Source organism: Siccibacter colletis (assembly GCF_025914095.1).
Lineage (GTDB): Bacteria > Pseudomonadota > Gammaproteobacteria > Enterobacterales > Enterobacteriaceae > Siccibacter > Siccibacter colletis.
In genome coordinates this window covers 2,878,508-2,902,102 of record NZ_CP074352.1, presented here as the reverse complement: position 1 = coordinate 2,902,102, position 23,595 = coordinate 2,878,508, and the positions used below count along the sequence as shown (strand labels likewise).

Annotated in this window: 20 protein-coding genes, 6 tRNA genes and 1 other RNA gene; 12 read left to right on the top strand and 15 right to left on the bottom strand. The window is 56.6% G+C overall.

Annotation, left to right across the window (positions count from 1 at the left end):
• The first annotated feature begins 194 nt into the window (after positions 1 to 194).
• The 3 genes from zipA to KFZ77_RS13975 all read left to right on the top strand — a co-directional run bounded on the left by zipA (position 195) and on the right by KFZ77_RS13975 (position 3,502).
• Positions 195 to 1,196 carry a cell division protein ZipA gene (gene zipA, locus KFZ77_RS13985; RefSeq protein ID WP_264384537.1) on the top strand — a complete coding sequence of 334 codons (1,002 nt, stop codon included), beginning with the start codon at positions 195 to 197 and terminating at the stop codon, positions 1,194 to 1,196.
• Positions 1,197 to 1,266: 70 nt separating this feature from the next.
• Complete coding sequence (gene ligA / locus KFZ77_RS13980; protein ID WP_264384536.1) at positions 1,267 to 3,294, top strand: NAD-dependent DNA ligase LigA; 2,028 nt, start codon at positions 1,267 to 1,269, stop codon at positions 3,292 to 3,294.
• Complete coding sequence (locus tag KFZ77_RS13975) at positions 3,287 to 3,502, top strand: DUF3820 family protein (RefSeq protein ID WP_031520453.1); 216 nt, start codon at positions 3,287 to 3,289, stop codon at positions 3,500 to 3,502. The genes ligA and KFZ77_RS13975 overlap by 8 nt, the downstream gene beginning before the upstream one ends.
• Here the strand turns inward: KFZ77_RS13975 and KFZ77_RS13970 are convergent, their stop codons facing one another.
• The 6 genes from KFZ77_RS13970 to KFZ77_RS13945 all read right to left on the bottom strand — a co-directional run bounded on the left by KFZ77_RS13970 (position 3,503) and on the right by KFZ77_RS13945 (position 4,530).
• Positions 3,503 to 3,847 (bottom strand): FlxA-like family protein, encoded by a 345-nt coding sequence (locus KFZ77_RS13970; protein WP_264384535.1) that lies wholly within the window; start codon positions 3,845 to 3,847, stop codon positions 3,503 to 3,505. It lies immediately after the preceding gene.
• A gap of 129 nt (positions 3,848 to 3,976) precedes the next feature.
• A non-coding RNA gene (locus KFZ77_RS13965) (RtT sRNA) lies at positions 3,977 to 4,108 on the bottom strand.
• A 29-nt stretch (positions 4,109 to 4,137) separates the two neighbouring features.
• A tRNA-Lys gene (locus tag KFZ77_RS13960) sits at positions 4,138 to 4,213 on the bottom strand.
• Between the two features lie 4 nt (positions 4,214 to 4,217).
• Positions 4,218 to 4,293 (bottom strand) — tRNA-Val (locus KFZ77_RS13955).
• A gap of 42 nt (positions 4,294 to 4,335) precedes the next feature.
• Positions 4,336 to 4,411, bottom strand: a tRNA-Val gene (locus KFZ77_RS13950).
• A gap of 43 nt (positions 4,412 to 4,454) precedes the next feature.
• Positions 4,455 to 4,530: transfer RNA gene (locus tag KFZ77_RS13945), tRNA-Val, on the bottom strand.
• 257 nt (positions 4,531 to 4,787) lie between these two features.
• On the opposite strand from KFZ77_RS13945, the gene gltX reads away from it, so the two are divergent.
• On the top strand, positions 4,788 to 6,203 hold the full coding sequence (gene gltX, locus KFZ77_RS13940) for a glutamate--tRNA ligase (RefSeq protein WP_264384534.1): 1,416 nt from the start codon (positions 4,788 to 4,790) through the stop codon (positions 6,201 to 6,203).
• Positions 6,204 to 6,242: 39 nt separating this feature from the next.
• Here gltX and KFZ77_RS13935 read toward each other — a convergent pair whose 3' ends face one another.
• Positions 6,243 to 7,388, bottom strand: a complete 1,146-nt coding sequence (locus KFZ77_RS13935) for a trans-sulfuration enzyme family protein (RefSeq protein WP_264384533.1) — start codon at positions 7,386 to 7,388, stop codon at positions 6,243 to 6,245.
• A gap of 13 nt (positions 7,389 to 7,401) precedes the next feature.
• Complete coding sequence (locus KFZ77_RS13930) at positions 7,402 to 8,769, bottom strand: pyridoxal-phosphate dependent enzyme (RefSeq protein ID WP_264384532.1); 1,368 nt, start codon at positions 8,767 to 8,769, stop codon at positions 7,402 to 7,404.
• 458 nt (positions 8,770 to 9,227) lie between these two features.
• On the opposite strand from KFZ77_RS13930, the gene KFZ77_RS13925 reads away from it, so the two are divergent.
• Genes KFZ77_RS13925 through KFZ77_RS13915 form a run of 3 tightly spaced genes read left to right on the top strand, consistent with a single transcriptional unit; the run spans position 9,228 to position 11,736 of the window.
• The gene (locus KFZ77_RS13925; RefSeq protein WP_264384531.1) at positions 9,228 to 10,250 is read left to right on the top strand and encodes a methionine ABC transporter ATP-binding protein; all 1,023 of its coding nucleotides are present in this window, start codon (positions 9,228 to 9,230) and stop codon (positions 10,248 to 10,250) included.
• On the top strand, positions 10,243 to 10,911 hold the full coding sequence (locus tag KFZ77_RS13920; protein WP_264384530.1) for a methionine ABC transporter permease: 669 nt from the start codon (positions 10,243 to 10,245) through the stop codon (positions 10,909 to 10,911). The genes KFZ77_RS13925 and KFZ77_RS13920 overlap by 8 nt, the downstream gene beginning before the upstream one ends.
• A 21-nt stretch (positions 10,912 to 10,932) precedes the next feature.
• Entirely contained in the window at positions 10,933 to 11,736 is an 804-nt protein-coding gene (locus KFZ77_RS13915) for a MetQ/NlpA family ABC transporter substrate-binding protein (RefSeq protein WP_264384529.1), read from the top strand.
• A gap of 41 nt (positions 11,737 to 11,777) precedes the next feature.
• Here the strand turns inward: KFZ77_RS13915 and KFZ77_RS13910 are convergent, their stop codons facing one another.
• Positions 11,778 to 12,164 (bottom strand): YfeC-like transcriptional regulator, encoded by a 387-nt coding sequence (locus KFZ77_RS13910; RefSeq protein WP_264384528.1) that lies wholly within the window; start codon positions 12,162 to 12,164, stop codon positions 11,778 to 11,780.
• 9 nt (positions 12,165 to 12,173) lie between these two features.
• Positions 12,174 to 12,536 (bottom strand): YfeC-like transcriptional regulator, encoded by a 363-nt coding sequence (locus KFZ77_RS13905; RefSeq protein ID WP_264384527.1) that lies wholly within the window; start codon positions 12,534 to 12,536, stop codon positions 12,174 to 12,176.
• Positions 12,537 to 12,756: 220 nt separating this feature from the next.
• Here KFZ77_RS13905 and KFZ77_RS13900 point away from each other — a divergent pair.
• The 3 genes from KFZ77_RS13900 (at position 12,757) to KFZ77_RS13890 (ending at position 15,349) form a co-directional block, all read left to right on the top strand.
• A tRNA-Ala gene (locus tag KFZ77_RS13900) sits at positions 12,757 to 12,832 on the top strand.
• A 44-nt stretch (positions 12,833 to 12,876) separates the two neighbouring features.
• Positions 12,877 to 12,952: transfer RNA gene (locus KFZ77_RS13895), tRNA-Ala, on the top strand.
• Between the two features lie 204 nt (positions 12,953 to 13,156).
• A complete protein-coding gene (locus KFZ77_RS13890) occupies positions 13,157 to 15,349 on the top strand; it encodes a sensor domain-containing phosphodiesterase (protein WP_264384526.1) in 2,193 nt (730 codons plus the stop codon).
• Between the two features lie 39 nt (positions 15,350 to 15,388).
• Here KFZ77_RS13890 and KFZ77_RS13885 read toward each other — a convergent pair whose 3' ends face one another.
• On the bottom strand, positions 15,389 to 16,573 hold the full coding sequence (locus KFZ77_RS13885; RefSeq protein WP_264384525.1) for a NupC/NupG family nucleoside CNT transporter: 1,185 nt from the start codon (positions 16,571 to 16,573) through the stop codon (positions 15,389 to 15,391).
• 323 nt (positions 16,574 to 16,896) lie between these two features.
• On the opposite strand from KFZ77_RS13885, the gene KFZ77_RS13880 reads away from it, so the two are divergent.
• The gene (locus tag KFZ77_RS13880; RefSeq protein WP_264386197.1) at positions 16,897 to 18,153 is read left to right on the top strand and encodes an Nramp family divalent metal transporter; all 1,257 of its coding nucleotides are present in this window, start codon (positions 16,897 to 16,899) and stop codon (positions 18,151 to 18,153) included.
• Between the two features lie 42 nt (positions 18,154 to 18,195).
• On the opposite strand, the gene ypeC is transcribed toward KFZ77_RS13880, so the two are convergent.
• Entirely contained in the window at positions 18,196 to 18,537 is a 342-nt protein-coding gene (ypeC, locus tag KFZ77_RS13875) for a DUF2502 domain-containing protein YpeC (protein ID WP_031520477.1), read from the bottom strand.
• Positions 18,538 to 18,673: 136 nt separating this feature from the next.
• Positions 18,674 to 19,663: an L-glyceraldehyde 3-phosphate reductase gene (gene mgrA / locus KFZ77_RS13870; protein ID WP_264384524.1), complete on the bottom strand. Its 990-nt coding sequence runs from the start codon at positions 19,661 to 19,663 to the stop codon at positions 18,674 to 18,676.
• 416 nt (positions 19,664 to 20,079) lie between these two features.
• Between mgrA and glk the strand changes: the two genes are divergently transcribed.
• On the top strand, positions 20,080 to 21,045 hold the full coding sequence (gene glk / locus KFZ77_RS13865; RefSeq protein WP_031520480.1) for a glucokinase: 966 nt from the start codon (positions 20,080 to 20,082) through the stop codon (positions 21,043 to 21,045).
• Positions 21,046 to 21,085: 40 nt separating this feature from the next.
• Here glk and KFZ77_RS13860 read toward each other — a convergent pair whose 3' ends face one another.
• Both KFZ77_RS13860 and KFZ77_RS13855 read right to left on the bottom strand, forming a co-directional pair.
• On the bottom strand, positions 21,086 to 21,814 hold the full coding sequence (locus KFZ77_RS13860; RefSeq protein WP_031520482.1) for a LytR/AlgR family response regulator transcription factor: 729 nt from the start codon (positions 21,812 to 21,814) through the stop codon (positions 21,086 to 21,088).
• Positions 21,811 to 23,523: a sensor histidine kinase gene (locus tag KFZ77_RS13855; RefSeq protein ID WP_264384523.1), complete on the bottom strand. Its 1,713-nt coding sequence runs from the start codon at positions 23,521 to 23,523 to the stop codon at positions 21,811 to 21,813. Before KFZ77_RS13855 ends, KFZ77_RS13860 begins: the two co-directional genes overlap by 4 nt.
• Positions 23,524 to 23,595: the final 72 nt, after the last annotated feature.

The window sequence follows — 23,595 nt, the reverse complement described above, 5'->3', positions numbered from 1 at the left end:
CAAGCGCGCACTTGCACTTAAGCAGATGCGCAAATACTCTTAGTGATGAAATGTTTGCCGCGGTGGCGGGGGGTTATCCCACCATCTTTATGATGCAGCTAAGTTAGCTGCGATCGTCTCTCAGGCTTACCTGCGGTGACGACTGACCTCCCGGCGCAACGTAAGTTTAATGGTTTAGAACAACAGAGAATATAATGATGCAGGATTTGCGTCTGATATTAATCATTGTTGGCGCGATCGCCATAATCGCCTTGCTGGTGCACGGTCTCTGGACCAGCCGTAAGGAGCGCTCCTCCGTGTTCCGCGATCGCCCCCTGAAGCGCATGAAATCTCGTCGTGACGACGAGGAAGAAGACGACATCGACGACGAGGAAGAGGGCGTCGGTGAAGTGCGCGTGCGTCGGGTTAATTCGCCGCAGGAATCTGTTCAGGAAGACGCGCCGCGTCCGGGTCCACAACACCAGTATCAGCCGCCTTATGCCTCTGCTCAGCCGCGCCCGGCCGCCGCACCGCAGCCTGCTCCTGAAACCCCGTTTGAACCTGTCGCTCCCGCGCAGCCAGTTCGCCAGCAACCTCAGGCCCAGCAGGCCCCCGTTGCCGCGCAGCCGGAACCTGCACCTCAGCCTGTTGCTCAACCCGCGCAGCCGGTTCATCAGCCCGAAGCGCAGCCGGTTCGCGCCGAGCCAATGTTCGCGCCTGAACCGCAGTGGGACGAGCCAGCACAGTCTGCTGAACCGCAGCATGCCCCTGAGCCGGTAGTGGAAAAGCCGCGACTCAAAGAGACCGTTATTATTATGAACGTGGCGGCACATGCCGGCACCGAACTTAATGGTGAAGTACTGCTCAACAGCATTCAGCAGGCCGGTTTCAAGTTTGGCGAAATGAACATTTTCCATCGTCACCTCAGCCCGGACGGCAGCGGCCCGGTGCTGTTCAGCCTGGCGAATATGGTGAAACCGGGGTCGTTCGACCCGGAAACCATGGGCGATTTCACTACCCCTGGCATCACCATCTTTATGCAGGTGCCTTGCTACGGGGATGAAAAGCAGAATTTCAAACTGATGCTGCAGTCCGCGCAGCACATTGCTGACGAAGTGGGTGGCGTAGTGCTGGACGATCAGCGCCGTATGATGACGCCCCAGAAGCTGCGTGAATATCAGGATCGCATCCGTGAAGTCTGCGAGGCTAACAGCTAAGCGCCACGAAGTCTCCGAACTGCTTACAAGCCCCCGCTCGTCGGGGGTTTTTTATCATTGATGGTGTGATATGAAATCAATCGAAGAACAACTTACTGAGCTGCGAACTACGCTTCGCCATCATGAATACCTCTACCACGTGATGGACGCGCCGGAGATCCCGGACGCGGAATACGACCGCCTGCTGCGCGAGCTGCGCGCCCTGGAGGAGCAGCATCCGGAACTTATCACGCCGGATTCGCCCACCCAGCGCGTGGGTGCCGCGCCGCTGACCGCCTTCAGCCAGGTACGCCATGAAGTGCCGATGCTGTCGCTGGACAACGTGTTTGATGAGGCCAGCTTCCTGGCTTTCAATAAGCGCGTGCAGGATCGCCTCAAGAACAGTGATGCGCTGGTGTGGTGTTGCGAGCTGAAGCTGGACGGCCTTGCAGTGAGCCTGCTGTATGAGAACGGCGTGCTGGTACGTGCGGCCACCCGTGGGGACGGCACCACCGGGGAAGATATTACGGTTAACGTGCGCACCATCCGCGCAGTGCCGCTTAAGCTGCACGGGGAAAATATCCCGGCGCGTCTCGAAGTGCGTGGCGAAGTGTTTTTACCTCAGGCGGGCTTTGAAAAAATTAATGAAGATGCCCGCCGTACCGGGGCGAAAGTGTTTGCCAACCCGCGTAATGCGGCCGCTGGTTCCCTGCGCCAGCTCGATCCGCGTATCACGGCTAAACGCCCACTGACCTTCTTCTGCTACGGTGTCGGTCTGCTGGAGGGCGGCGAGCTGCCGCGCAGCCATATGGGCCGCCTGCAACAGTTTAAAGCCTGGGGTCTGCCGGTCAGCGATCGGGTTCGTCTGTGCGACACCCCGGACGCGGTGCTCGATTTCTATCATCAGGTTGAAAATGACCGACCGCATCTGGGCTTTGATATCGACGGCGTGGTGATTAAGGTCGATTCGCTGGAGCTGCAGGAGCAGCTTGGCTTCGTGGCGCGTGCGCCGCGCTGGGCGGTGGCGTTTAAATTCCCTGCGGTGGAGCAGATGACTACCGTTCGCGAAGTGGAGTTCCAGGTCGGTCGTACCGGGGCTATTACCCCGGTGGCGCGCCTTGAGCCGGTACAGGTGGCGGGAGTGCTGGTGAGCAATGCCACCCTGCATAACGCCGATGAAATCGAGCGCCTGGGGCTGCGCATCGGCGACAGAGTCGTGATTCGGCGCGCAGGAGACGTTATCCCGCAGGTGGTTAACGTGGTGATGACCGACCGCCCGGACGATACTCGTCCCGTGGTCTTCCCGGCTCACTGCCCGGTATGCGGCTCTGACGTTGAGCGTGTGGAAGGCGAAGCCGTCACCCGCTGCACCGGTGGCCTGATATGCGGTGCGCAGCGTAAAGAGGCGCTCAAGCATTTTGTGTCGCGCCGTGCGATGGACGTTGACGGCATGGGCGACAAGATCATCGATCAGCTGGTGGAAAAAGAGTACGTCAAAACCCCGGCCGACCTGTTCCGTCTTACCGCCGGCAAGCTGACCGGGCTGGATCGTATGGGGCCAAAATCCGCGCAGAACGTGGTGAATGCCCTTGAGAAAGCCAAAGAGACCACCTTTGCCCGTTTCCTTTATGCGCTTGGTATCCGGGAAGTAGGCGAGGCGACGGCTGCCGGGCTGGCGGCGCATTTTGGTAATCTCGACGCGCTCTCTAAGGCAAGTATTGACGAGCTGCAGAAAGTGCAGGACGTCGGCATCGTGGTCGCGACGCACGTGTTCAACTTCTTTGAGGAGGAGAGCAACCGCGAGGTGATCCGCCAGCTGGTGGAGGAAGTGGGTATTCACTGGCCTGCGCCGGCAGTGATCAACGCTGAGGAAATCGACAGCCCGTTTGCCGGTAAGACGATCGTCCTGACCGGGACGCTGAGCCTGATGTCGCGTGAAGATGCCAAAGCGCGTCTGACCGAACTCGGCGCGAAGGTCAGCGGCAGCGTATCGAAAAAAACCGATCTGCTGATTGCGGGCGAAGCCGCAGGGTCGAAACTGGCTAAAGCGCAGGAGCTGGGCGTGGACGTCATCGACGAGGCGGAAATGGTACGCCTGCTGGGCGAGTCCAATGGATAAAGAGCAGCTGGTCGCTATCGCCAATACCGAGATGCCGTTTGGCAAATATAAAGGGCGGCGGCTTATCGATCTGCCTGAAGAGTATCTGCTGTGGTTTGCCCGTAAGGACGAGTTTCCGGCCGGACGGCTGGGTGAACTGATGGCGGTGACGCTGCTTATTAAAACAGAGGGGCTGGGCCATCTGGTTCAGCCCCTCAGACGCCCCTGATCAGATATAAATATCAACCTGGTGCTGCGCGGAAGGTGGATTCACGCCTTCTGCTTTTACCGTATTCTGCGCCTGTTTCTGCTGCGCTTCTTCGGCTTGTTGACGCTGAAGCTGCGCCAGCTGAGCCTGCAGCATCTTAATCTGCGCCTGAATCATCTCCTGCTGCTTAAGCTTGTCTTCTGCCTCGCCGCTGCTGTTCGCCACATCTTTCAACTTCTGCGTCAGGTTTTTAATCTGCTGCGTGATGCGGTTGATTTGCGACCCGATATCGCTACCGGAAGAGGCGCTGGACCCGCCCTGGGCTGACTGCGCAGTGCTTGCAATGCTATTGCTTATAGTGGTCATTTACTGCTCCTTTCTTGCCATAACTCGTTCTTTTATCGGCAATCGGAGGGATAAGCTTAGGGGAGATAACAGACGGGAAGGTTAAAATAACAGACAGCAAAAAGGCGCCTTTAGGGCGCCTTTTTACATTGGTGGGTCGTGCAGGATGACTCGGCTTCGCCTCGCCCTTCGGGCCGTCGCCGTAAACGGCGCCGTTGTCTCGCCAGAATGGCTCGACCCAAACCTGCTGCAGGTTCGAATCGTAAAATATGCAGATAGCAAAAAGGCGCCTTTAGGGCGCCTTTTTACACTGGTGGGTCGTGCAGGATTCGAACCTGCGACCAATTGATTAAAAGTCAACTGCTCTACCAACTGAGCTAACGACCCGAAGTGGTGGGTGATGACGGGATCGAACCGCCGACCCCCTCCTTGTAAGGGAGGTGCTCTCCCAGCTGAGCTAATCACCCACTTCGGTACTTCAATGACAGAAAACTTCGCTGGTGAGAAAGTGGTGGGTGATGACGGGATCGAACCGCCGACCCCCTCCTTGTAAGGGAGGTGCTCTCCCAGCTGAGCTAATCACCCACTTCTCAATTCTCTGTCTACACTGCGGAAGCCACATAAAATGTGGTGGGTGATGACGGGATCGAACCGCCGACCCCCTCCTTGTAAGGGAGGTGCTCTCCCAGCTGAGCTAATCACCCCCGCTGTGTGGAGTCGCATTATAGGGAGAGCTGAAAAGGAGTCAACGCCTTTTCCAAAGAATTTGATTGTTCGTTGAAAAATCAGGCGATGCGACGAGATATTGAACCGCAATGCATGATTATTAAACAAAAAGCCAGAGAAAAGCCTCATCGCGGGGATGCCGATTGAGGAATCAGCGCAGGGTGGTAGAATATTGGCCACGCAAAATCCCTGGCATCTGCCGGCCACCGGCACTCAGGACATATAAGGTCATTTAATGAAAATCAAAACCCGCTTCGCGCCAAGCCCGACCGGCTATCTGCACGTTGGTGGCGCCCGTACCGCGCTCTACTCCTGGCTGTTTGCCCGTAACCACGGCGGTCAGTTTGTGCTGCGCATTGAAGATACCGATCTCGAACGTTCTACCCCGGAGGCTATCGAAGCCATCATGGACGGGATGAACTGGCTGAGCCTGGAGTGGGATGAAGGCCCGTATTTCCAGACCAAACGTTTCGATCGCTACAACGCGGTCATCGACGAGATGCTGGCTGCCGGCACCGCCTATAAATGCTACTGCTCTAAAGAGCGTCTGGAGCAGCTGCGTGAAGAGCAGATGGCGAAAGGTGAAAAGCCACGCTATGACGGTCATTGCCGCCACGGGCACGAACATCATGCCGACGATGAGCCGTGCGTGGTGCGCTTCGCTAACCCGCAGGAAGGTTCGGTCATCTTTGACGATCAGATCCGCGGCCCGATTGAGTTCAGTAACCAGGAGCTGGACGATCTGATCATTCGTCGTACCGATGGTTCTCCGACCTACAACTTCTGCGTGGTGGTCGATGACTGGGATATGGAGATCACCCACGTGGTGCGTGGCGAAGACCACATCAACAATACCCCGCGTCAGATCAACATCCTGAAAGCGCTGAACGCGCCGGTGCCGCTTTATGCGCACGTGTCGATGATCAACGGCGACGACGGTAAAAAGCTTTCCAAGCGCCACGGCGCGGTGAGCGTCATGCAGTATCGCGACGACGGCTACCTGCCGGAAGCGCTGCTGAACTATCTGGTACGCCTGGGCTGGTCCCACGGTGACCAGGAGATCTTCACCCGTGAAGAGATGATCTCGCTGTTCAGCCTTGATGCGGTGAGCAAATCTGCCAGCGCCTTCAACACGGAAAAACTGCAGTGGCTGAACCACCACTACATTAACCATCTTCCGGCTGAATACGTTGCCACCCAGCTGCAGTGGCATATCGAGCAGGCAAACATCGATACCCGTACCGGTCCTGAGCTGGCGGATCTGGTGAAACTGCTCGGCGAGCGCTGTAAGACGCTGAAGGAGATGGCGGAGAGCTGCCGCTACTTCTATGAAGAGTTTGACGAGTTTGATGCCGATGCGGCGAAGAAACACCTGCGCCCGGTTGCCCGTCAGCCGCTGGAAGTGGTGCGTGACAAGCTCGCTGCCATCACCGAATGGAGCGCGGAAAACGTGCATCACGCCATTCAGGCTACCGCCGACGAACTGGAAGTGGGCATGGGTAAAGTCGGTATGCCGCTGCGCGTAGCGGTAACCGGAGCAGGGCAGTCACCGGGTCTGGACGTGACCGTTCACGCCATCGGCAAAACCCGCGCCGTCGAGCGCATCAACAAAGCGCTGGGCTTTATTGCGGAGCGTGAAGCGCAGCAGTAATCGCGCAGCAGAAAACGGCGGATCTCTCCGCCGTTTTTTTTAGCCTGCCAGCGCCGCATCCAGATCGGCGATCAAATCCCCCGCATCCTCAATTCCCACCGACAGGCGAATCAGCTGCGGCGTAATGCCGTTAGCCAGACGCTGCTCCAGCGGAATGGAGGCGTGGGTCATGCTGAACGGCTGGCTGACCAGACTTTCCACCCCGCCCAGGCTCTCCGCCAGGGTGAAAAGTTTCAGCTGCGCGATAACCGCCGCCGCACGCTGCTCATCGCCCTTCACCACAAATGCGATCATCCCGCCCGGCTGCGACATCTGCTCGCGCGCCAGCGCATGCTGAGGATGCGATGCCAGCCACGGGAACCAGACTTTCTCCACCTGCGCATGCCCCTCCAGCCACTCCGCCACCGCCAGCGCGTTTTTGCTGTGGCGCTCAATGCGCAGATCCAGCGTGCGAATGCCGCGCAGCGTCAGGAAACTGCTGAACGGATCGAGCACACCGCCCACCGCGTTGTGCAGATACGCCAGCTGCTCTGCCAGCGCCGGGTTATCGCCCACCACCACCAGACCCGCCACCACATCGGAGTGGCCATTCAGGTATTTTGTCGCGGAGTGCACCACAATATCGAAGCCCAGCGCCAACGGACGCTGAATTGCCGGCGAGGCGAAGGTATTATCCGCTACGCTCATCACGCCGTGGCGTCGGGCGATGGCCGCGATGGCGCGCAGATCCGCCAGCTTGAGCAGCGGGTTGGTTGGCGTTTCCACCCAGATCATGCGGGTATCTGGCTGAATGGCAGCCTCAATAGCGGCCAGATTGTCGGGTTTTACCCAACTGATTTTTAACCCGGCGGTGCGACGGCGCACGTTTTCCATCAGACGCCAGGTGCCGCCATAGACGTCATCCACCGCCACGATATGGCTCTCTTTATCCAGCAGTTCCAGCACCGTGGCGATGCCCGCGAGGCCTGAAGCAAAGGCGTAACCGCGCGTGCCGCCTTCCAGTTCAGCAATGGCGTTTTCCAGCGCGGCGCGGGTCGGGTTACCGCTGCGCGAGTATTCGTATCCGGTGTGCTGGCCTGGGGCAGGCTGGGCAAAGGTTGAGGTGGCATAGATCGGCGGCATTACCGCGCCGTATTGATCCGAAAACGCACCGCTGTGCACGCTCAGTGTGGCAAATTTAGTCATTATCTACTCCTTATTATTCGAGGCGGTTACGCCAGCGATTCAGTACGTCGCTGCGGGTGATGAGTCCTGAGAACGCGCCGTTACGCGTGACGACAGCAACGTGACCGCGGGCAAAAATGTCATGCAGGGCGCTTTCCGGGCTGGCGGCATCAAGGGTTTCTACGTGGCGGGTCATGGCATCAGAGACCGGTGTCAGGAAGCGCGCACTGTCGCCGCGCACGTGCGCCAGCAGATCCCACTCATCGACAATGCCCACTACCTCGCCCTGCGCCAGTACCGGCAACTGGGAGATGTCGTACAGCCGCATTCGCGCCAGCACGGCAGCGAGGGTATCGTCCGGCGCGGTGACCACGGTGGCCCCTTCGTCATGACGGAAAGCAATCAGATCGCGCAGATCGCCGGTTTGCGGGGGCGTGAGCAGACCCTGCTGGCGCAGCCAGTCGTCGTTAAACATCTTCGACAGGTACTTGTTACCGCTGTCGCAGGCGAAGGTGACCACACGCTTCGGTGTGGTCTGGGCGCGGCAATAGCGCAGCGCCGCTGCCAGCAGCGTGCCGGTGGAGGAGCCCGCCAGAATACCCTCCATTTTCAGCAGCTCCCGGACGGTGGCGAACGCCTCGGCGTCGCTGATGCGGTATGCGCGCCGCACGCCTTCCAGCCTTGCCAGCGGCGGAATAAAATCCTCGCCGATCCCCTCCACGCGCCAGGCTCCGGCGTCGCCATACTTCCCGTGTTCCACCTGGTCGGCCAGCACCGAGCCATCGGGGTCGGCGAGGATAAATTCGGTATGCGGCGATACCTCGTTAAACCAGGCCTGTAAGCCGCCCAGCGTGCCGCCGGAGCCGACGCCGACCACTACGGCATCAATGGCCCCCTCGCTCTGGGCAGTCAGTTCGGGTCCGGTGGTGGTGAGATGCGCCAGCGCATTCGCCGGGTTTGAAAACTGATCGATATAGAAGGCGCCGGGCGTCTCTGCCGCGAGGCGACGGGCATAATCCTGATAGTAGGCGGGGTGCCCTTTATTGACGTCTGAGCGCGTCAGCAGTACCCGGGCACCGAGCGCCCGCAAGTGAAAGATCTTATCGCGGCTCATCTTATCCGGCACCACAAGGATCAGCTGATAGCCTTTTTGCGCCGCGATCAGCGCCAGCCCGAGGCCGGTATTGCCCGCCGTGGCTTCAATAATGGTGCCACCGGGTTTCAGGACGCCGCGTCGCTCCGCATCCTCAATCATCGACAGCGCCACGCGATCTTTTATCGAGCCGCCGGGGTTCTGGTTCTCCAGTTTCAGCAGCAGTTCACAGGGACCAGTATCCAGCTTGCTCAAACGCAGCAGCGGCGTGTTGCCAATCAGTGCCACGACGTCATTCACGATGGCCATATGCATTCTCCAGACAGGGTAGTTGGAACGCATCCTGAACTGAAAAATGGCGGCGACTAAAGAACCTTTCTAAGGTGATTAGAACGAAAAGTAATATTATCTGCTAATTTAGCCATCAGGATGTCAGGCCGTTTAGTCGTCTGGCTATGTACATGGCTAAAAATGTCGGTTTTAGCGGTTTTCTGCCTCAAAATCAGACACCTGACACCCTTCGTTATGCCTTTCCCGGCAATCGATAGTTAAAAATATTCATTCCCGCTGCGAATATTAAATGTACAAATTGAGTGCATTAACGGCATCAGAGGTGCTTTTTATTCACTAATGTTATAAATGTCGACGTTTTTGTTATTTCAAATTATCTGGCCCTTGTTTATTATCGTCCAGACGTCTATACCGCTATTTATAAAAGCGGACAGGCTACAAACTTTTGCTTTGCGCAACGCCGGATAACAACACCTATGATCGTTCTCAGGAACATTTCGAAGATTTTTAAACACGGCACCGACCCCATTACCGCCGTGGACGATGTGAATCTCTCCATCGAACAGGGGCAAATTTACGGCATTATCGGCTACAGCGGCGCGGGTAAAAGTACCCTGATCCGCCTGCTGAATGGCCTGGAAAAACCGACGTCCGGCACCGTGACGGTGAACGGGCAGGATATTTCCGCCGCCCGCGGCGAAACGCTGCGCCAGGCGCGTCTGAAAATCAGCATGGTGTTCCAGCATTTCAACCTGCTGTGGTCGCGCACCGTCAGTGAAAACATTGCGTTTTCCATGCAGATTGCCGGTACGCCAAAAGCAAAAATCAATGCCCGTGTTGCCGAGCTTATCGATCTTGTCGGACTACGCGGCCGCGAGAACGCCTATCCGTCGCAGCTGAGCGGCGGACAGAAGCAGCGTGTCGGTATCGCCCGCGCGCTGGCGAACAATCCGGACGTGCTGCTGTGCGACGAAGCCACCTCGGCGCTGGACCCGCAAACTACCGATCAGATCCTCGATCTGCTGCTGGACATTAACCGCAAGTTCAAACTGACCATCGTGCTCATCACCCACGAGATGCACGTGGTGCGCAAAATCTGCGATCGCGTGGCGGTGATGGAAAACGGCAAAGTGGTGGAAGAGGGCGAAGTGCTGAACGTCTTTACCCATCCGCAGCAGCCGATCACGCGTCAGTTTGTGCGTCAGGTCAGCCAGTATGCTGAAGAAGAGGCGTTTAATCCGGAACTGGCCGCCGGGCTGGACGGCAACGTTATTAAGCTGACGTTTGTCGGCCTGAGTACCCATCAGCCGGTGGTCGGGGAACTGACCCTGCGCTACGGCCTGCCGTTCAATATTCTGCACGGCAAGATGACCCAGACCGCGCACGGCGTGTTCGGGCAGCTCTGGCTGCACGTCGTCGCTACGCCGGAACAACTGAACAATATTCTTAACGATTTACAGCTGCATGAGATCGACACTGAGGTGGTGAAGTATGCCTGAGAACCTGTTTCCCCATCTGAAGTGGGACCAACTCTGGGCGGCCACCCAGGAGACGCTGTACATGACCGCACTCTCCGGCGTCGCGACCTTTGCATTAGGGCTGCTGCTGGGCCTGGCGCTGTTCCTGACCGCGCGCGGCGGGCTGTTCCAGAACCGGGCTGTCTACAGCGTGATTTCGCTGGTGGTGAACATTTTCCGCTCCATTCCGTTCATCATCCTGATCGTGCTGCTGATCCCGTTTACCAAAAGCATCGTCGGCACCATTCTCGGGGCTGATGCAGCACTGCCAGCGCTGATTGTCGGTGCTGCGCCGTTCTACGCACGCCTCGTGGAGATCGCGCTGCGTGAAGTGGATAAAGGCGTGATTGAGGCGACCCGCTCGATGGGCGCGCGTCTGAGCACGTTGGTTTTCCGGGTTTTACTGCCTGAATCCTCGCCCGCGTTGGTTTCAGGTATTACCGTCACCCTGATTGCGCTGGTGAGCTATAGCGCGATGGCCGGTGTGATCGGTGCAGGCGGGTTAGGAAATCTGGCTTATCTGGAAGGATTCCAGCGCAACCATAACGACGTCACGCTGGTGGCGACGGTGACCATTCTGATCATCGTGTTCATTATCCAGTTCTGCGGCGACGTTATTACCTCTCTGTTAGACAAACGCTAATAATATTGAGACCACAACATCATGAAAAAAGTACTGACACTGATTGCCGCAGCCACCCTGAGCGTCTCAGCCTGGGCTGACACCCTGACCGTAGGCGCGTCCAACGTGCCGCACGCGGAAATTCTTGAGCAGGCGAAGCCGATCCTTGCTAAACAGGGTATCGATCTCGAAATCCGTCCGTTCCAGGATTACATTCTGCCGAACACCGCGCTCTCCAGCCGCGATATCGACGCCAACTACTTCCAGCACATTCCTTACCTGAACAGCGTGCTGAAAGATCACGAAGGCGATAAAACCTATGATTTCGTCAGCGCTGGCGCGATTCACATCGAGCCGATCGGCATCTACTCTAAAAAATTCAAATCGCTGAAAGATCTGCCGGAAGGCGGGAAAGTGATTATGCGTGACGCCGTTGCAGAAGAGGGACGTATCCTCTCCATCTTCGAGCGCGAAGGCGTGATCAAACTGAAGCCGGGCGTGGATAAAGTGGCCGCGCGCATCAGCGACATCGTGGAGAACCCGAAAAAGCTGAAGTTCCTGCCGAACGTGGAAGGCTCTCTGCTGCCGCAGATGTACAACAATGATGAAGGCGACGCGGTGGTGATCAACGCCAACTACGCCATCGACGCGAGCCTGGATCCGGTAAAAGATCCGATCGCTGTTGAAAGCGGCGAGAACAACCCGTATGCCAACATCATCACCGTACACCGCGGCGACGAGAAGAAGAAAGACATCGTTGCACTGGTTAACGTACTGCACTCGAAAGAGATTCAGGACTGGATCCGTACCAAGTATAAAGGCGCGGTTATTCCGGTAAACAACTGAGTTTTTTGCCTGCAAAAAAGCCTCCGTCCGGAGGCTTTTTCTTAAGCGGCATCGCCGATGCCGAGCTTACCCAGCAACCCCGTCACGCCTTCGCGCAGCAGAAGCGCCGCCAGCCGCCGCTGTTCGCTCTCTGACATGGCGCGAATCGCCTCGGTCATCTGGCGCTCAACGTTATCCTGCACGCTGCCATAGGGAACGTGTGGCTCCTCAGCGCGGCTCAGTTCAGGGTAACGCTTACGCATCTTACTGGTGTTAATGATGAACAGACGCACCGGGTCGGAAATGATGATGACGTGCGCTTTCCCGCCTTTCACCCCTTTAATTTTGCGCGTCTGCCAGCGCTGGGCGTGCACCCACTTGTTGATGGTCTGCGGGCTGTAGCCGGACAGTTCGGCAAGATCGCCCGGCGTCATTTGCGATTTGAACATTATCATAGGCTAGTCGCTGTTACGGATCCCAAGACGACGCAGGACGCCGTCAATCCCTTCCCTGAGCAGAAGCGAAGCAAAGTGCTTTTGCTCCTGTTCCGTCATTTCGCGCAGCGAGCTGAGTATCAGGCTCTCTGACGAATTTTCGACCGGTATCATGCCGATCGTTACTGCGTTATGGCTTTGCCGCGTGGCGCTGAGAAGAAAGTCGCGAACCTGCTGATTTACGTGAATCAAACGCGCCTTACCACCTTGCACCCCGGGCCTGGGCGAAGTTTCCCAGCCCTGCTTACGAACCCATTTATTAATGGTCTGGCGGCTAAATCCCGTTTCCTGCGCCAGCTCTTCCGGAGTCATCCTTTCCTTGAGCATAGTATTTCCCGAAGTTGCGTAAGGTTATTACGGGTTCATTTTATAACATCCTTTTACGAGAAAACGTTAATGTGGCGGGTTTTGTGAGCCGCTACGCGGCTAAGAATGGGAAAACGCTGGCTTTTTCAGCATTTGAACGACGAGGACGATTTTGCCGTTGACACTATGGTGTGGAATTCTTATCATGCCGCCCGTTAACACGATTTGATGTGTTCGCAACGGGGCTATAGCTCAGCTGGGAGAGCGCCTGCATGGCATGCAGGAGGTCAGCGGTTCGATCCCGCTTAGCTCCACCAAACCTTCATCCCGCAAGGTCTGGTGCGTAACAAAACATCTTCGTGGGGCTATAGCTCAGCTGGGAGAGCGCCTGCATGGCATGCAGGAGGTCAGCGGTTCGATCCCGCTTAGCTCCACCACATTTCAAACCCTCGCTGAAAAGCGGGGGTTTTTTGTTTTCCCGCCGTGAAAATTATGCTTTCACACAAACTATGAATTAGTTACATATTCTTATTTAGCGACGGCATGGAGTCTGAATATAATTCCGGGCTTGCACTGTATACGAAATAAACATACCATCCTGGCCGCTATTAATTGCATACAGGATCGAATTATTAACCATAATGATAAATAAATATTACACTTCATTTAAATATAACCTCATAGCGTTTGCATTATGTTTACTGACGCTGCCTTTTTCCCGCGTTATTGCTCCCCGGGCGGTTATTGAAGGTCAGGCGCTGTATCTGACCTGGCTACCACTGAGCGTAATGCTGGCGCTGCTGCTTATTTTTGGTCGCCATGCTATTGCCGGTATTTGCATTACCCTGGCGCTGGTCAATTATAACGAGTGGCAGCTCTCTGCATTGCAGAACCTCACGCTGGTAGGGTGCCAGGTGATTCCGGTGCTGGCCTGCTGCGCGGCGGTGCGCCTGATCCTCGGGCGGCGCTGGCGCTACGGATTGCCGGATAGCCGCATGGGCGTCAGGATTTTCTGGTTAGGGTTTATCGCCCCGTGCCTGATGAAATTATTGATGGCGCTGGCGGGGAAATATGTCGCCTTTCCCGCTGAGATATCCTCATTTTTTATTTCCGATTCTGTTCTCTACCGCATCGTTGATACGTTAAGTTTAATTGTCGCATCACTGATGTTTACCCTGATTTTTTATTTCCCGTTACGCATGATATTAACGCCACGCTATGCAAAAACGCTGTGGCGTGCCTGTATTATTCCCTGCATGGCCGCGGATAAAAGATGCTTTGTTATCGGCTGGATTAGTACCCTCGCATTAACTCTGATATTGCTCTGTTCTTCCCATAATTCGATTCTGCTGAGTGGCTATCTGGTGCCGATAATTTTTGTCATTTTCACGCTTGGCATACGCAAGCTTGGGCACCGGTTTATTTTACTCAGCTGGTCAGTTTCCGCGTGGCTGCTTCTGACCTATAACCATAATTTCCTGCTCGGGCTGAAGAGCGAGTATTCACTCTCATTTGCGCTGTCGGTGTTCGTCTCGTTTACTATTTGCCTGCTCTATATGACCCGGCTGTTTCGCAAAAGCGAATGGGCGAAACGCCTCTGGCAGGAGCAGGCGCTCACTGACCCTCTGACGCAGCTGCCGAACCTGCGCGCGCTTGAGCAGAGCCTGGCCCAGCATCAGACCCCGTACCTGTGCTGTCTGCGTATGAACAACCTCGAATTTCTCAGCCGCCATTACGGCATGATGATGCGTGTGCACTGTAAGGTCACTATCAACAAGCTGCTACAGCAATGGCTGCAGGAAGGGGAGTGCGTATTCCAGCTGCCAGGCAACGAGCTGCTGATAAGCCTGACCGGCCCGGCCCCCCAGGCGCGGCTCACGCATATGGTCGAGTCGCTCAACAGCCGTAAGATCCGCTGGAATCATCACTGGCTGGAGATCGATTTCAGCGCCGCATGGGCGGTGGCAGACAGCGATATCACTAACCTGCAACCGACTCTCGGCCAGCTCAGCTATCTGGCGGAGCAGGCATCGGCGGCGGACCGGGTGCTGCCGCTGAACGGCAGACAGGCGGTGGTATCGGGCCAGACCAGCGAGCGGGTGTTTATGCTGCAGAAGGTGAAGCGCGCGCTGGATGAAGGTGGTGTGCTGCTGCATGCCCAGCCGATAGTAAACGCCAGCGGGCAGGGATATCACGAAATTCTTACCCGACTGAACTGCGACGGCGAAATTATTACGCCGGACAAATTCATTCCCATTATTGCCCAGTTCAACCTGAGCGCCCGCTTCGATCTGCTGGTGGTGGAAACGATGCTGGCATGGCTGCAGGCGCATCCGGCTCAGCAGAACACGCCGCGTTTCTCGGTCAACCTGATGCCGATGACGCTGATGCGTAAGGACACCGCCCAGCACATTATCGCGCTGTTTACGCGCTACGCCGTGCCGGTCAGCCACGTCATCATCGAAATCACCGAAGAGCAGGCGTTTTCCCACTCCGAAGCCAGTATTCAGAATCTCAGCCTGCTGCGTGTTGCGGGATTCAGTATCGCCATTGATGACTTTGGCACCGGGTATGCCAATTACGAGCGGCTGAAAAGCCTGCAGGCCAGCATCATTAAAATCGACGGCAGCTTTGTGAAGGATATTGTCACCGACTCGATGGATGCCATGATTGTGAAATCTATCTGCGAGCTGGCGCGGGTGAAAAACCTTAGCGTGGTGGCGGAATTCGTTGAAACCGAGGCTCAGCGCGAACTGCTGCTGCGTCTTGGGGTGGAATATTTACAGGGCTGGCTCACCGGAAAACCGCAGCCGCTCGCCGATCTGCAGGCATAAAAAAACCGGAGCCGTGGCTCCGGTTTTGGTCTGGAAAACTTACAGTACCAGCGCAGCGATTGATGCAGAGAGCACGCTCACCAGCGTTGAACCGTATACCAGCTTCAGGCCGAAGCGGGAAACCACGTTACCCTGCTCTTCGTTCAGGCCTTTGATCGCACCGGCGATGATGCCGATAGAGGAGAAGTTCGCGAAGGAGACGAGGAATACGGACAGAATGCCTTCCGCACGCGGCGACAGCGTGGTGGCAATTTTCTGCAGATCCATCATCGCAACGAATTCATTAGAGACCAGTTTGGTCGCCATGATACTGCCCACCTGCAGCGCTTCCTGCGCCGGCACGCCCATCACCCAGGCCACCGGGTAGAAGATGTAGCCGAGGATACCCTGGAAGGAGATGCCCAGTACCGCCGCGAACAGCGCGTTAAGACCGGAGATCAGGGCGATAAAGCCGATCAGCATCGCCGCAACGATAATCGCGACTTTGAAACCTGCCAGAATGTATTCACCGAGCATTTCGAAGAAGCTCTGACCTTCATGCAGATTCGCCATCTGCAGATCTTCTTCGTTTTCAACACGGTACGGGTTGATGATGGAGAGCACGATAAAGGTACTGAACATGTTAAGCACCAGCGCAGCCACAACGTACTGCGGCTTCAGCATGGTCATGTAAGCACCAACGATCGACATCGATACGGTAGACATCGCGGTGGCCGCCATGGTGTACATGCGGTTTTGCGACATCTTGCCAAGAATATCCTTATAGGCGATGAAGTTTTCTGATTGTCCCAGAATCAGCGAGCTTACCGCGTTGAAAGATTCCAGCTTACCCATACCGTTCACTTTAGAGAGAACCGTACCGATAGCGCGGATGATAATCGGCAGGATACGAATATGCTGCAGAATACCGATTAACGCGGAAATAAAGACGATAGGGCAGAGCACTTTCAGGAAGAAGAAAGCCAGACCCTGATCGTTCATATTGCCAAATACGAAGTTCGTCCCTTCATTCGCGAAGCCGAGCAGCTTCTCGAACATATCGGCGAAGCCCTTTACAAAGCCCAGACCGACGTTAGAGTTAAGGAAGAACCACGCAAGCAGCACTTCGATCACTAACAGCAGACCGATATAGTTTAAACGAATTTTTTTGCGGTCATTGCTGACCAGCCAGGCAAGCAGTGCGACAAACGCGAGTGCCAGAATAAAGTGCAGAACGCGGGACATGTGTGCTCCGAATATGAGGCAGGTTAAGTTTCGGTGCACATTCTATGCAACAAGCATGAATAAAACGAGATCAAATGCACAGTATAGTAATGCCGTGTGACGTGACTCAAAAATAGTGATCTGCCATACATTTCCGCTATGTTAAGTAAAGAAGTGAAAAGTTAAATTGCTGTGCTACACTTTTCCTTACGTCCCGCCAGAAGCGGGCCTCGATTCATACTCCTGCCTTCTATTGTTATCAGCTATCACAATCATCACGTTAAATGCTCTTAATGATCTTGATAATCATTCGCATTTTGATAGCATGAAACATAGCAAAGGCTATATCTCAGAGGCAGAGCATGACTAACAGTCGCGTTGAAAGAAGCAGTGGGCGTACAGCGCGTAAAATGCGGCTCGCCCTGATGGGGCCGGCGTTCATCGCCGCCATTGGTTATATCGATCCCGGTAACTTCGCCACTAACATTCAGGCCGGTGCCGCATTTGGCTACCAGCTGCTGTGGGTGGTGGTCTGGGCGAACCTGATGGCAATGCTGATCCAGGTATTGTCGGCCAAGCTCGGCATTGCTACCGGGAAAAACCTGGCGGAGCAGATCCGTGACCACTATCCGCGTCCGGTAGTCTGGTTCTACTGGGTGCAGGCGGAAATCATCGCCATGGCCACCGATCTGGCCGAATTTATCGGGGCGGCTATCGGCTTCAAGCTACTGCTTGGCGTTTCGCTGTTACAAGGAGCCATTCTTACCGGGATCGCCACCTTCCTGATCCTGATGCTGCAAAGCCGGGGCCAGAAACCGCTGGAAAGAGTGATCGGCGGTCTGCTGCTGTTTGTGGCGGCGGCCTATATCGTTGAACTGATCTTCTCTCAGCCAGCGCTGGCACCGCTCGCCAGGGGCATGGCAATCCCGAGCCTGCCGAATACCGAAGCGGTGTATCTGGCCGCTGGCGTGCTGGGCGCAACCATCATGCCGCACGTGATTTACCTGCACTCTTCTCTGACCCAGAACCTGCACGATGGCAGCCGCAAAGAGCGCTACAGCGCCACAAAATGGGACGTGGCGATTGCCATGACCATCGCCGGCTTCGTTAACCTCGCAATGATGGCTACCGCAGCCGCGGCGTTTCACTTCAGCGGCCACACCGGCGTGGCGGATCTCGATGAAGCTTACCTGACGCTGGAGCCGCTGTTGAGCCATGCCGCGGCAACTATCTTCGGTTTGAGCCTGGTGGCTGCCGGTCTGTCATCCACCGTGGTCGGCACCCTCGCCGGACAGGTGGTGATGCAGGGATTTGTGCGCTTCCATATTCCACTCTGGGTGCGTCGTTCCATTACTATGGCCCCGTCGTTCATTGTCATTCTGATGGGGCTGGACCCGACGCGTATTCTGGTGATGAGCCAGGTGCTGCTGAGCTTTGGTATCGCGCTGGCGCTGGTGCCGCTGCTGATCTTTACCAGCAATCCTAAGTTGATGGGCGAGCTGGTTAACACCACGCTGGTGCGACGTATCGGCTGGTTGATTGTGGTGCTGGTGGTTGCGCTCAATCTCTGGCTGCTGGTGGGCACCGCGATGGGGTTGTAACCGCAGGAAAGTAAAAAGGGAGCCGCGGCTCCCTTTTTTTAATCAGTGGTGATGTCTGTGCCCGTGTCCACGGCCATGTTTGCCCCAGCCGCGGTGATCGTCCCGGTCACGCCAGCCTTCGCGGTAGCCGCGCTCCCAGGCTTTGCGCTTGTCCCAGCCGCGGTGCCAACCGTTGTCGTGACGGTGCCAGCGGTTCTTACGCCATTCATAATTCCGGTGCCAGTAGTCGCGATCGCGCCAGTGGCCGCCGTCCCAGTAGTTACCGCGGTCGTCGCGATCGCCAATGTGTAATTTTATGGATGGCAACAGGGTGATTTCCCCGGCGTTGGCCACTAATGGCGTGGCGACCAGTAGCGCTGCTGCAAGAATCAGTGACCTGAACATACTTCTCTCCTCACGATCGTGGCCCCAGAGGCCTGTTGAGGAGGATGTTACAAAGCTGTAAAGCCCCTGAGCAGTGCTATTACTCTTAAACAGAGGCGATACCCTTACATTTAAGTTTAATCCTAAAGGGCCAGGCTTACACGAGGATCGCGTCAATCTCCTGGCGCTCCGCCGCGCTGAATGCCCGGTTGCTCAGCATGGCAACCGCGTCGTCGATTTGCGCGGTCTTGCTGGCCCCAATTAACACCGACGTTACTTTCTCGTCGCGCAGCACCCAGGCGAGCGCCATCTGAGACAGCTTTTGCCCGCGACGTTCGGCGATGGCATTGAGCTGGCGCACTTTTTCCAGCTTCGCTTCGGTGATCTGGTCCGGATTGAGAAAGCGGCTGTCGCTGGCCGCGCGCGAGTCCGCCGGAATGCCGTTGAGATAGCGATCGGTCAGCTGGCCGCCCGCCAGCGGTGAAAACGCGATGCTGCCGACGCCTTTTTCCTGCAGCACATCCAGCAGACCGTCTTCAACCCAGCGCTCAAACATCGAGTACTTCGGCTGGTGGATCAGGCACGGCGTGCCGAGCTGATTAAGAATGTCGATGGCTTCTGCGGCCTGCGCGGCAGGGTAGTTGGAAATACCCACGTACAGCGCTTTCCCCTGACGCACCACGTGATCGAGTGCGCGCATGGTTTCTTCCAGCGGCGTGTCCGGATCAGGACGATGGTGGTAGAAGATGTCCACGTAGTCGACACCCATGCGCTTCAGGCTCTGGTCGAGGCTGGAGATAAGATATTTACGCGAACCCCAGTCGCCATAAGGCCCATTCCACATGGTATAGCCGGCTTTGGTGGAGAGGATCAGCTCGTCGCGCCAGGCGCTGAAGTCTTCCTTCAGAATACGACCAAAGTTGCTCTCAGCCGAACCGGGAGGCGGGCCATAGTTGTTCGCCAGATCGAAGTGGGTGATCCCCAGATCGAAAGCACGACGCAGCAGCTGGCGGCTGTTTTCCACCAGTGTGGCATCGCCGAAGTTGTGCCACAGCCCGAGCGAAATAGCGGGAAGCTTTAAGCCGCTGCGCCCGCAGCGGCGGTATTCCATGTGTTCATAGCGTGATGCATCTGGCTGATAGCCCATAGCGCTGCCCCATCAGTGAGAAAATGATAAGTGTATACGGTTACACAAAATCCGGCAGGCATCACCTTACTCTCTCTTTCACTTCCCCTGTGCGTTCTGTGAAATCCAGCATACAGAAGCATGAAGCAGATCACACTCTACCCGGCGCGTGACTGGTAACGCTTCCAAAAAATTCTGACGTAGCGATACGACGCCAGGAGAAGCAGAAGATTCCCCTTGTCCGGGGGCGCATGTGGCGGCTCAATGTGGCGGGCGGGCGCGGGAAGCGCGCGTTACAGGCGAGCAGAAAGCGTATTCCCTTTCTGTGATTTGCTTCAATAATACCGGAGCCCTTATGCTATGGTCATTGTTGTTCTTGCGCCTTGAAATTACAGTGTTCCAGGGACTTATTCTGACTTAAGCGGAGCAGTTGAATAATGACAAAATATGCTTTGGTGGGTGATGTGGGTGGGACCAACGCCCGTCTGGCGCTTTGTGACCTCGCAACCGGCGATATTTCCTGCGAGAAAACCTGGTCCGGGCTGGACTATCCTTCGCTCGAAGCGGTGGTGCGCGTTTACCTTGAAGAGCAAAACGTGGCCGTGACCGATGGCTGTATCGCCATTGCCTGTCCGATTACCGGCGACTGGGTAGCGATGACGAACCACACGTGGGAATTCTCCATCGCCGAAATGAAAGCCAACCTCGGCTTTGATCATCTGGAAATCATCAACGACTTCACCGCTGTCTCAATGGCGATCCCGATGCTGAAACGGGATCACCTGATTCAGTTTGGCGGCACCGAACCGGTGGAAGGTAAACCTGTCGCCGTGTACGGCGCGGGCACCGGGCTGGGCGTCGCGCATCTGGTTCACGTCGATAAGCGCTGGGTCAGCCTGCCGGGCGAGGGCGGCCACGTTGATTTCGCGCCGAACAGCGAAGAAGAGGGGATTATCCTCGAAGAGCTGCGCGCGGAGCTGGGCCACGTTTCGGCGGAGCGCGTGCTGTCCGGACCGGGGCTGGTCAACCTTTACCGCGCTATTGTTAAGTCAGATGGTCGCCTGCCGGAAAATCTGCTGCCGAAAGAGATCACCACCCGTGCGCTGTCAGACACCTGCATCGACTGCCGTCGCGCGCTGTCGCTGTTCTGCGTCATCATGGGGCGCTTCGGCGGCAACCTGGCGCTTAACCTCGGTACCTTTGGCGGAGTCTATATCGCAGGCGGCATCGTGCCGCGCTTCCTCGACTTCTTCCGCGCGTCGGGCTTCCGTGGTGGGTTTGAAGATAAGGGCCGCTTCAGAAGCTACGTCCAGGATATTCCGGTCTATCTGATCGTGCATGACAACCCGGGCCTGCTGGGTGCCGGCGCGCATCTGCGGCAGACGCTGGGACAGGTACTGTAAACGTAAAGGGCGCCAGACGGCGCCCTTACTGTTTGTCGCGCTACAGGCGCATCAGCTGGCGGAACTCCTTCACCTTGCTGCGGCTCACCGGCACCTGAAAATCGAGATCCCGCAGGCGCAGAATGTAGGTGTTGTTAAACCAGGGTTCGATTTCACGGATTTTGCTCAGGTTAACGCAATACGAGCGGTGGCAGCGGAAGAAGTGCGCCTCCGGCAGGCGGCTGCAAAATTCGGTGATGTTCATCGGCATCACGTAAGCCTCTTTGCGCGTATAAACAAACGTCATCTTCTCGTGCGCTTCGGCGTAGTAAATGTCGTTGATGTCGGTAACGATGATGCGCTCATCTTTGATCAGGTTAATGGTCGCGCTTTCCCGGCTGGCGGGCGCTGCGGCCTGCGGCTGTTGCTGCTGAGCAGCGGCTTCCAGCTTCTGCAACATGGTGATGATGCGCGACTCCTGATACGGCTTAAGGATGTAATCAAACGCCTCCAGCTCGAAGGCTTCTACCGCATGTTCTTTCCAGGCGGTGATAAACACGATAAACGGCTTATGCGCGAACTGGCTGATATTTTGCGCCAGCAGTACGCCGTCGAGCGAAGGAATGTTGATGTCGAGAAAAATGGCGTCCACCTTGTTGTGCTGCAAAAACTTCAGCACGTCCAGCCCGTCCTCAAAGGTGCCGACGATCTCCATCTGACTGTGGGTTTTTATCAGCCAGCTCAGCTCCTGCTGGGCCAGCACCTCATCCTCGACGATGATAACTTTCATCCTTTCTCCTCAGGCCAGGGCGCCGCGGCGGCCATCTGCTGCGACGGGGCGGTGTTCGGGACGTAAAACGCAATTTCGGTGCCGGGATCGAGACGACGGATATGCAGCCCTTCGCCATAGAGCAGTTTCACCCGGTGATGCACATTCAACAGGCCAATCTTGTTGCCCGGCATCTCGTTCGCCTCTACGCGGTCAATCACCTGCTGGTCGATGCCGTGTCCGGTATCGCGCACCGCAATGCGCACCCGGTTTCCGGCCTCGGCGATGCTGATGGTTACCACGCCTTTGCCTTTACGCGGCTGAATGCCGTGCACAATGGCGTTCTCCACCAGCGGCTGGATCAGCAGGCTCGGCACCACGCAGTTCACCTCTTCGTCAATGTCGTAGATCACCGTCAGCTTATCGCCGAAGCGCGCCTGCTCAATGGCGATGTAATCCTTGATCTGATACAGCTCGCGCTTGATGTCGATCTGTTCGTCATCTTTTAATTCAAGGTTATAGCGCAGGTAGCGCGAGAGATTAAAAATCAGCTGGCGCGCGGTGTCCGGATTGAGCCGTATTGAAGAGGAGATCGCGTTGAGGGCGTTAAACAGGAAATGCGGATTGATTTTGCTCTGCAGCGCGCGCAGCTCCGCTTTATTCGCCATCTCGCGCAGCTGCTCGGCGCGGGAGACTTCCAGCTGGGTGGAGATGATCTGCGACAGGCCAACCGCCATCTCCTGCAGCGACGAGGTGATCTGGTGCGCGTGGCAGTAGTAGATCTTCAGCGTGCCGGTTACTTCCCCTTTTTCCCACAGCGGTATCACGATCATCGAGTGAATTTCCGGGGTGCGGTGCGCTTCATCATTGTTTTTGATGATGATTTTGCCGTAGCGGATCGCCTGCCAGGTGGTCGGGCTCAGCGAGTCATTGCCCCGGCGGTAGTTCTCTTCCCCCACGCCGACGTAGGCCAGCACGCGCTCATTGTTGGTGATCGCCGCTGCATCGGCATTGATATCCCGGCGAATGATCTCGCACACCTGGCGCAGCGACTCGCCGTTCACTTTGCGAAACAGCGGCAGCGTCTTGTTAGCGATATCCAGCGCCAGCTTCGCTTGCCGCGCGGCGATGGCCTCTTTTTCGCCCTCTACGCTCTGCACCAGCAGCACAATAAAGCCGATAGAGACGGTGCCGAGGATCATCGGGATACCGATCTTCGACACGATATCCAGCCCCAGCGAAACGGAAGGTGCCCATAGCACCACCAGGATCATGGTCAGGGTTTCGCACAGCATCCCGCCGAGGATGCCGGCGCGCCAGCGCTGCGCTTTCGGCACTTTGACGTGGATCCAGCCGGCGATGAACCCGGCGGTAATGCTGGTGATAAGACAAGGTATGGAAGTGATGCCGCCAATATCGATGAGATAGCGGTGAACCCCGGCGATCACGCCGGTAATGGCGCCTACCCACGGGCCAAACAGAATGCCCCCGGCCATCACTGCGATAATACGCACGTTAACCAGCGAGCCTTCGACGTGCACCCCTGACCAGGTGCTGAACAGGGCAAACATCGAGAAGATTGCCGTCACCGCCAGCAGCTCTTTCGGCGTATGGGCATTCTTATGCAGCAGCTCGCGGAACAGGCGGATTCGGATCAGGAAGAACAGGCAGATGAGCATCAGCGCGGCGCGATCGAACACCGCCAGCAGCATGTTAAAGATTTCGTGCACGGGTTATCCACGGCAGGCAGTAAAAGAGGCATCATAGAAAACCTGACGCGGAATGACCAGCGCTGTGCATGC

Bases quoted from the DNA above. Each gene is read 5' to 3' on its own strand.
- zipA (WP_264384537.1), top strand. From the start codon at position 195: ATGATGCAGGATTTGCGTCTGATATTAATCATTGTTGGCGCGATCGCC.
- ligA (WP_264384536.1), top strand. From the start codon at position 1,267: ATGAAATCAATCGAAGAACAACTTACTGAGCTGCGAACTACGCTTCGC.
- KFZ77_RS13975 (WP_031520453.1), top strand. From the start codon at position 3,287: ATGGATAAAGAGCAGCTGGTCGCTATCGCCAATACCGAGATGCCGTTT.
- KFZ77_RS13970 (WP_264384535.1), bottom strand. From the start codon at position 3,847: ATGACCACTATAAGCAATAGCATTGCAAGCACTGCGCAGTCAGCCCAG.
- gltX (WP_264384534.1), top strand. From the start codon at position 4,788: ATGAAAATCAAAACCCGCTTCGCGCCAAGCCCGACCGGCTATCTGCAC.
- KFZ77_RS13935 (WP_264384533.1), bottom strand. From the start codon at position 7,388: ATGACTAAATTTGCCACACTGAGCGTGCACAGCGGTGCGTTTTCGGAT.
- KFZ77_RS13930 (WP_264384532.1), bottom strand. From the start codon at position 8,769: ATGGCCATCGTGAATGACGTCGTGGCACTGATTGGCAACACGCCGCTG.
- KFZ77_RS13925 (WP_264384531.1), top strand. From the start codon at position 9,228: ATGATCGTTCTCAGGAACATTTCGAAGATTTTTAAACACGGCACCGAC.
- KFZ77_RS13920 (WP_264384530.1), top strand. From the start codon at position 10,243: ATGCCTGAGAACCTGTTTCCCCATCTGAAGTGGGACCAACTCTGGGCG.
- KFZ77_RS13915 (WP_264384529.1), top strand. From the start codon at position 10,933: ATGAAAAAAGTACTGACACTGATTGCCGCAGCCACCCTGAGCGTCTCA.
- KFZ77_RS13910 (WP_264384528.1), bottom strand. From the start codon at position 12,164: ATGTTCAAATCGCAAATGACGCCGGGCGATCTTGCCGAACTGTCCGGC.
- KFZ77_RS13905 (WP_264384527.1), bottom strand. From the start codon at position 12,536: ATGCTCAAGGAAAGGATGACTCCGGAAGAGCTGGCGCAGGAAACGGGA.
- KFZ77_RS13890 (WP_264384526.1), top strand. From the start codon at position 13,157: ATGATAAATAAATATTACACTTCATTTAAATATAACCTCATAGCGTTT.
- KFZ77_RS13885 (WP_264384525.1), bottom strand. From the start codon at position 16,573: ATGTCCCGCGTTCTGCACTTTATTCTGGCACTCGCGTTTGTCGCACTG.
- ypeC (WP_031520477.1), bottom strand. From the start codon at position 18,537: ATGTTCAGGTCACTGATTCTTGCAGCAGCGCTACTGGTCGCCACGCCA.
- mgrA (WP_264384524.1), bottom strand. From the start codon at position 19,663: ATGGGCTATCAGCCAGATGCATCACGCTATGAACACATGGAATACCGC.
- glk (WP_031520480.1), top strand. From the start codon at position 20,080: ATGACAAAATATGCTTTGGTGGGTGATGTGGGTGGGACCAACGCCCGT.
- KFZ77_RS13860 (WP_031520482.1), bottom strand. From the start codon at position 21,814: ATGAAAGTTATCATCGTCGAGGATGAGGTGCTGGCCCAGCAGGAGCTG.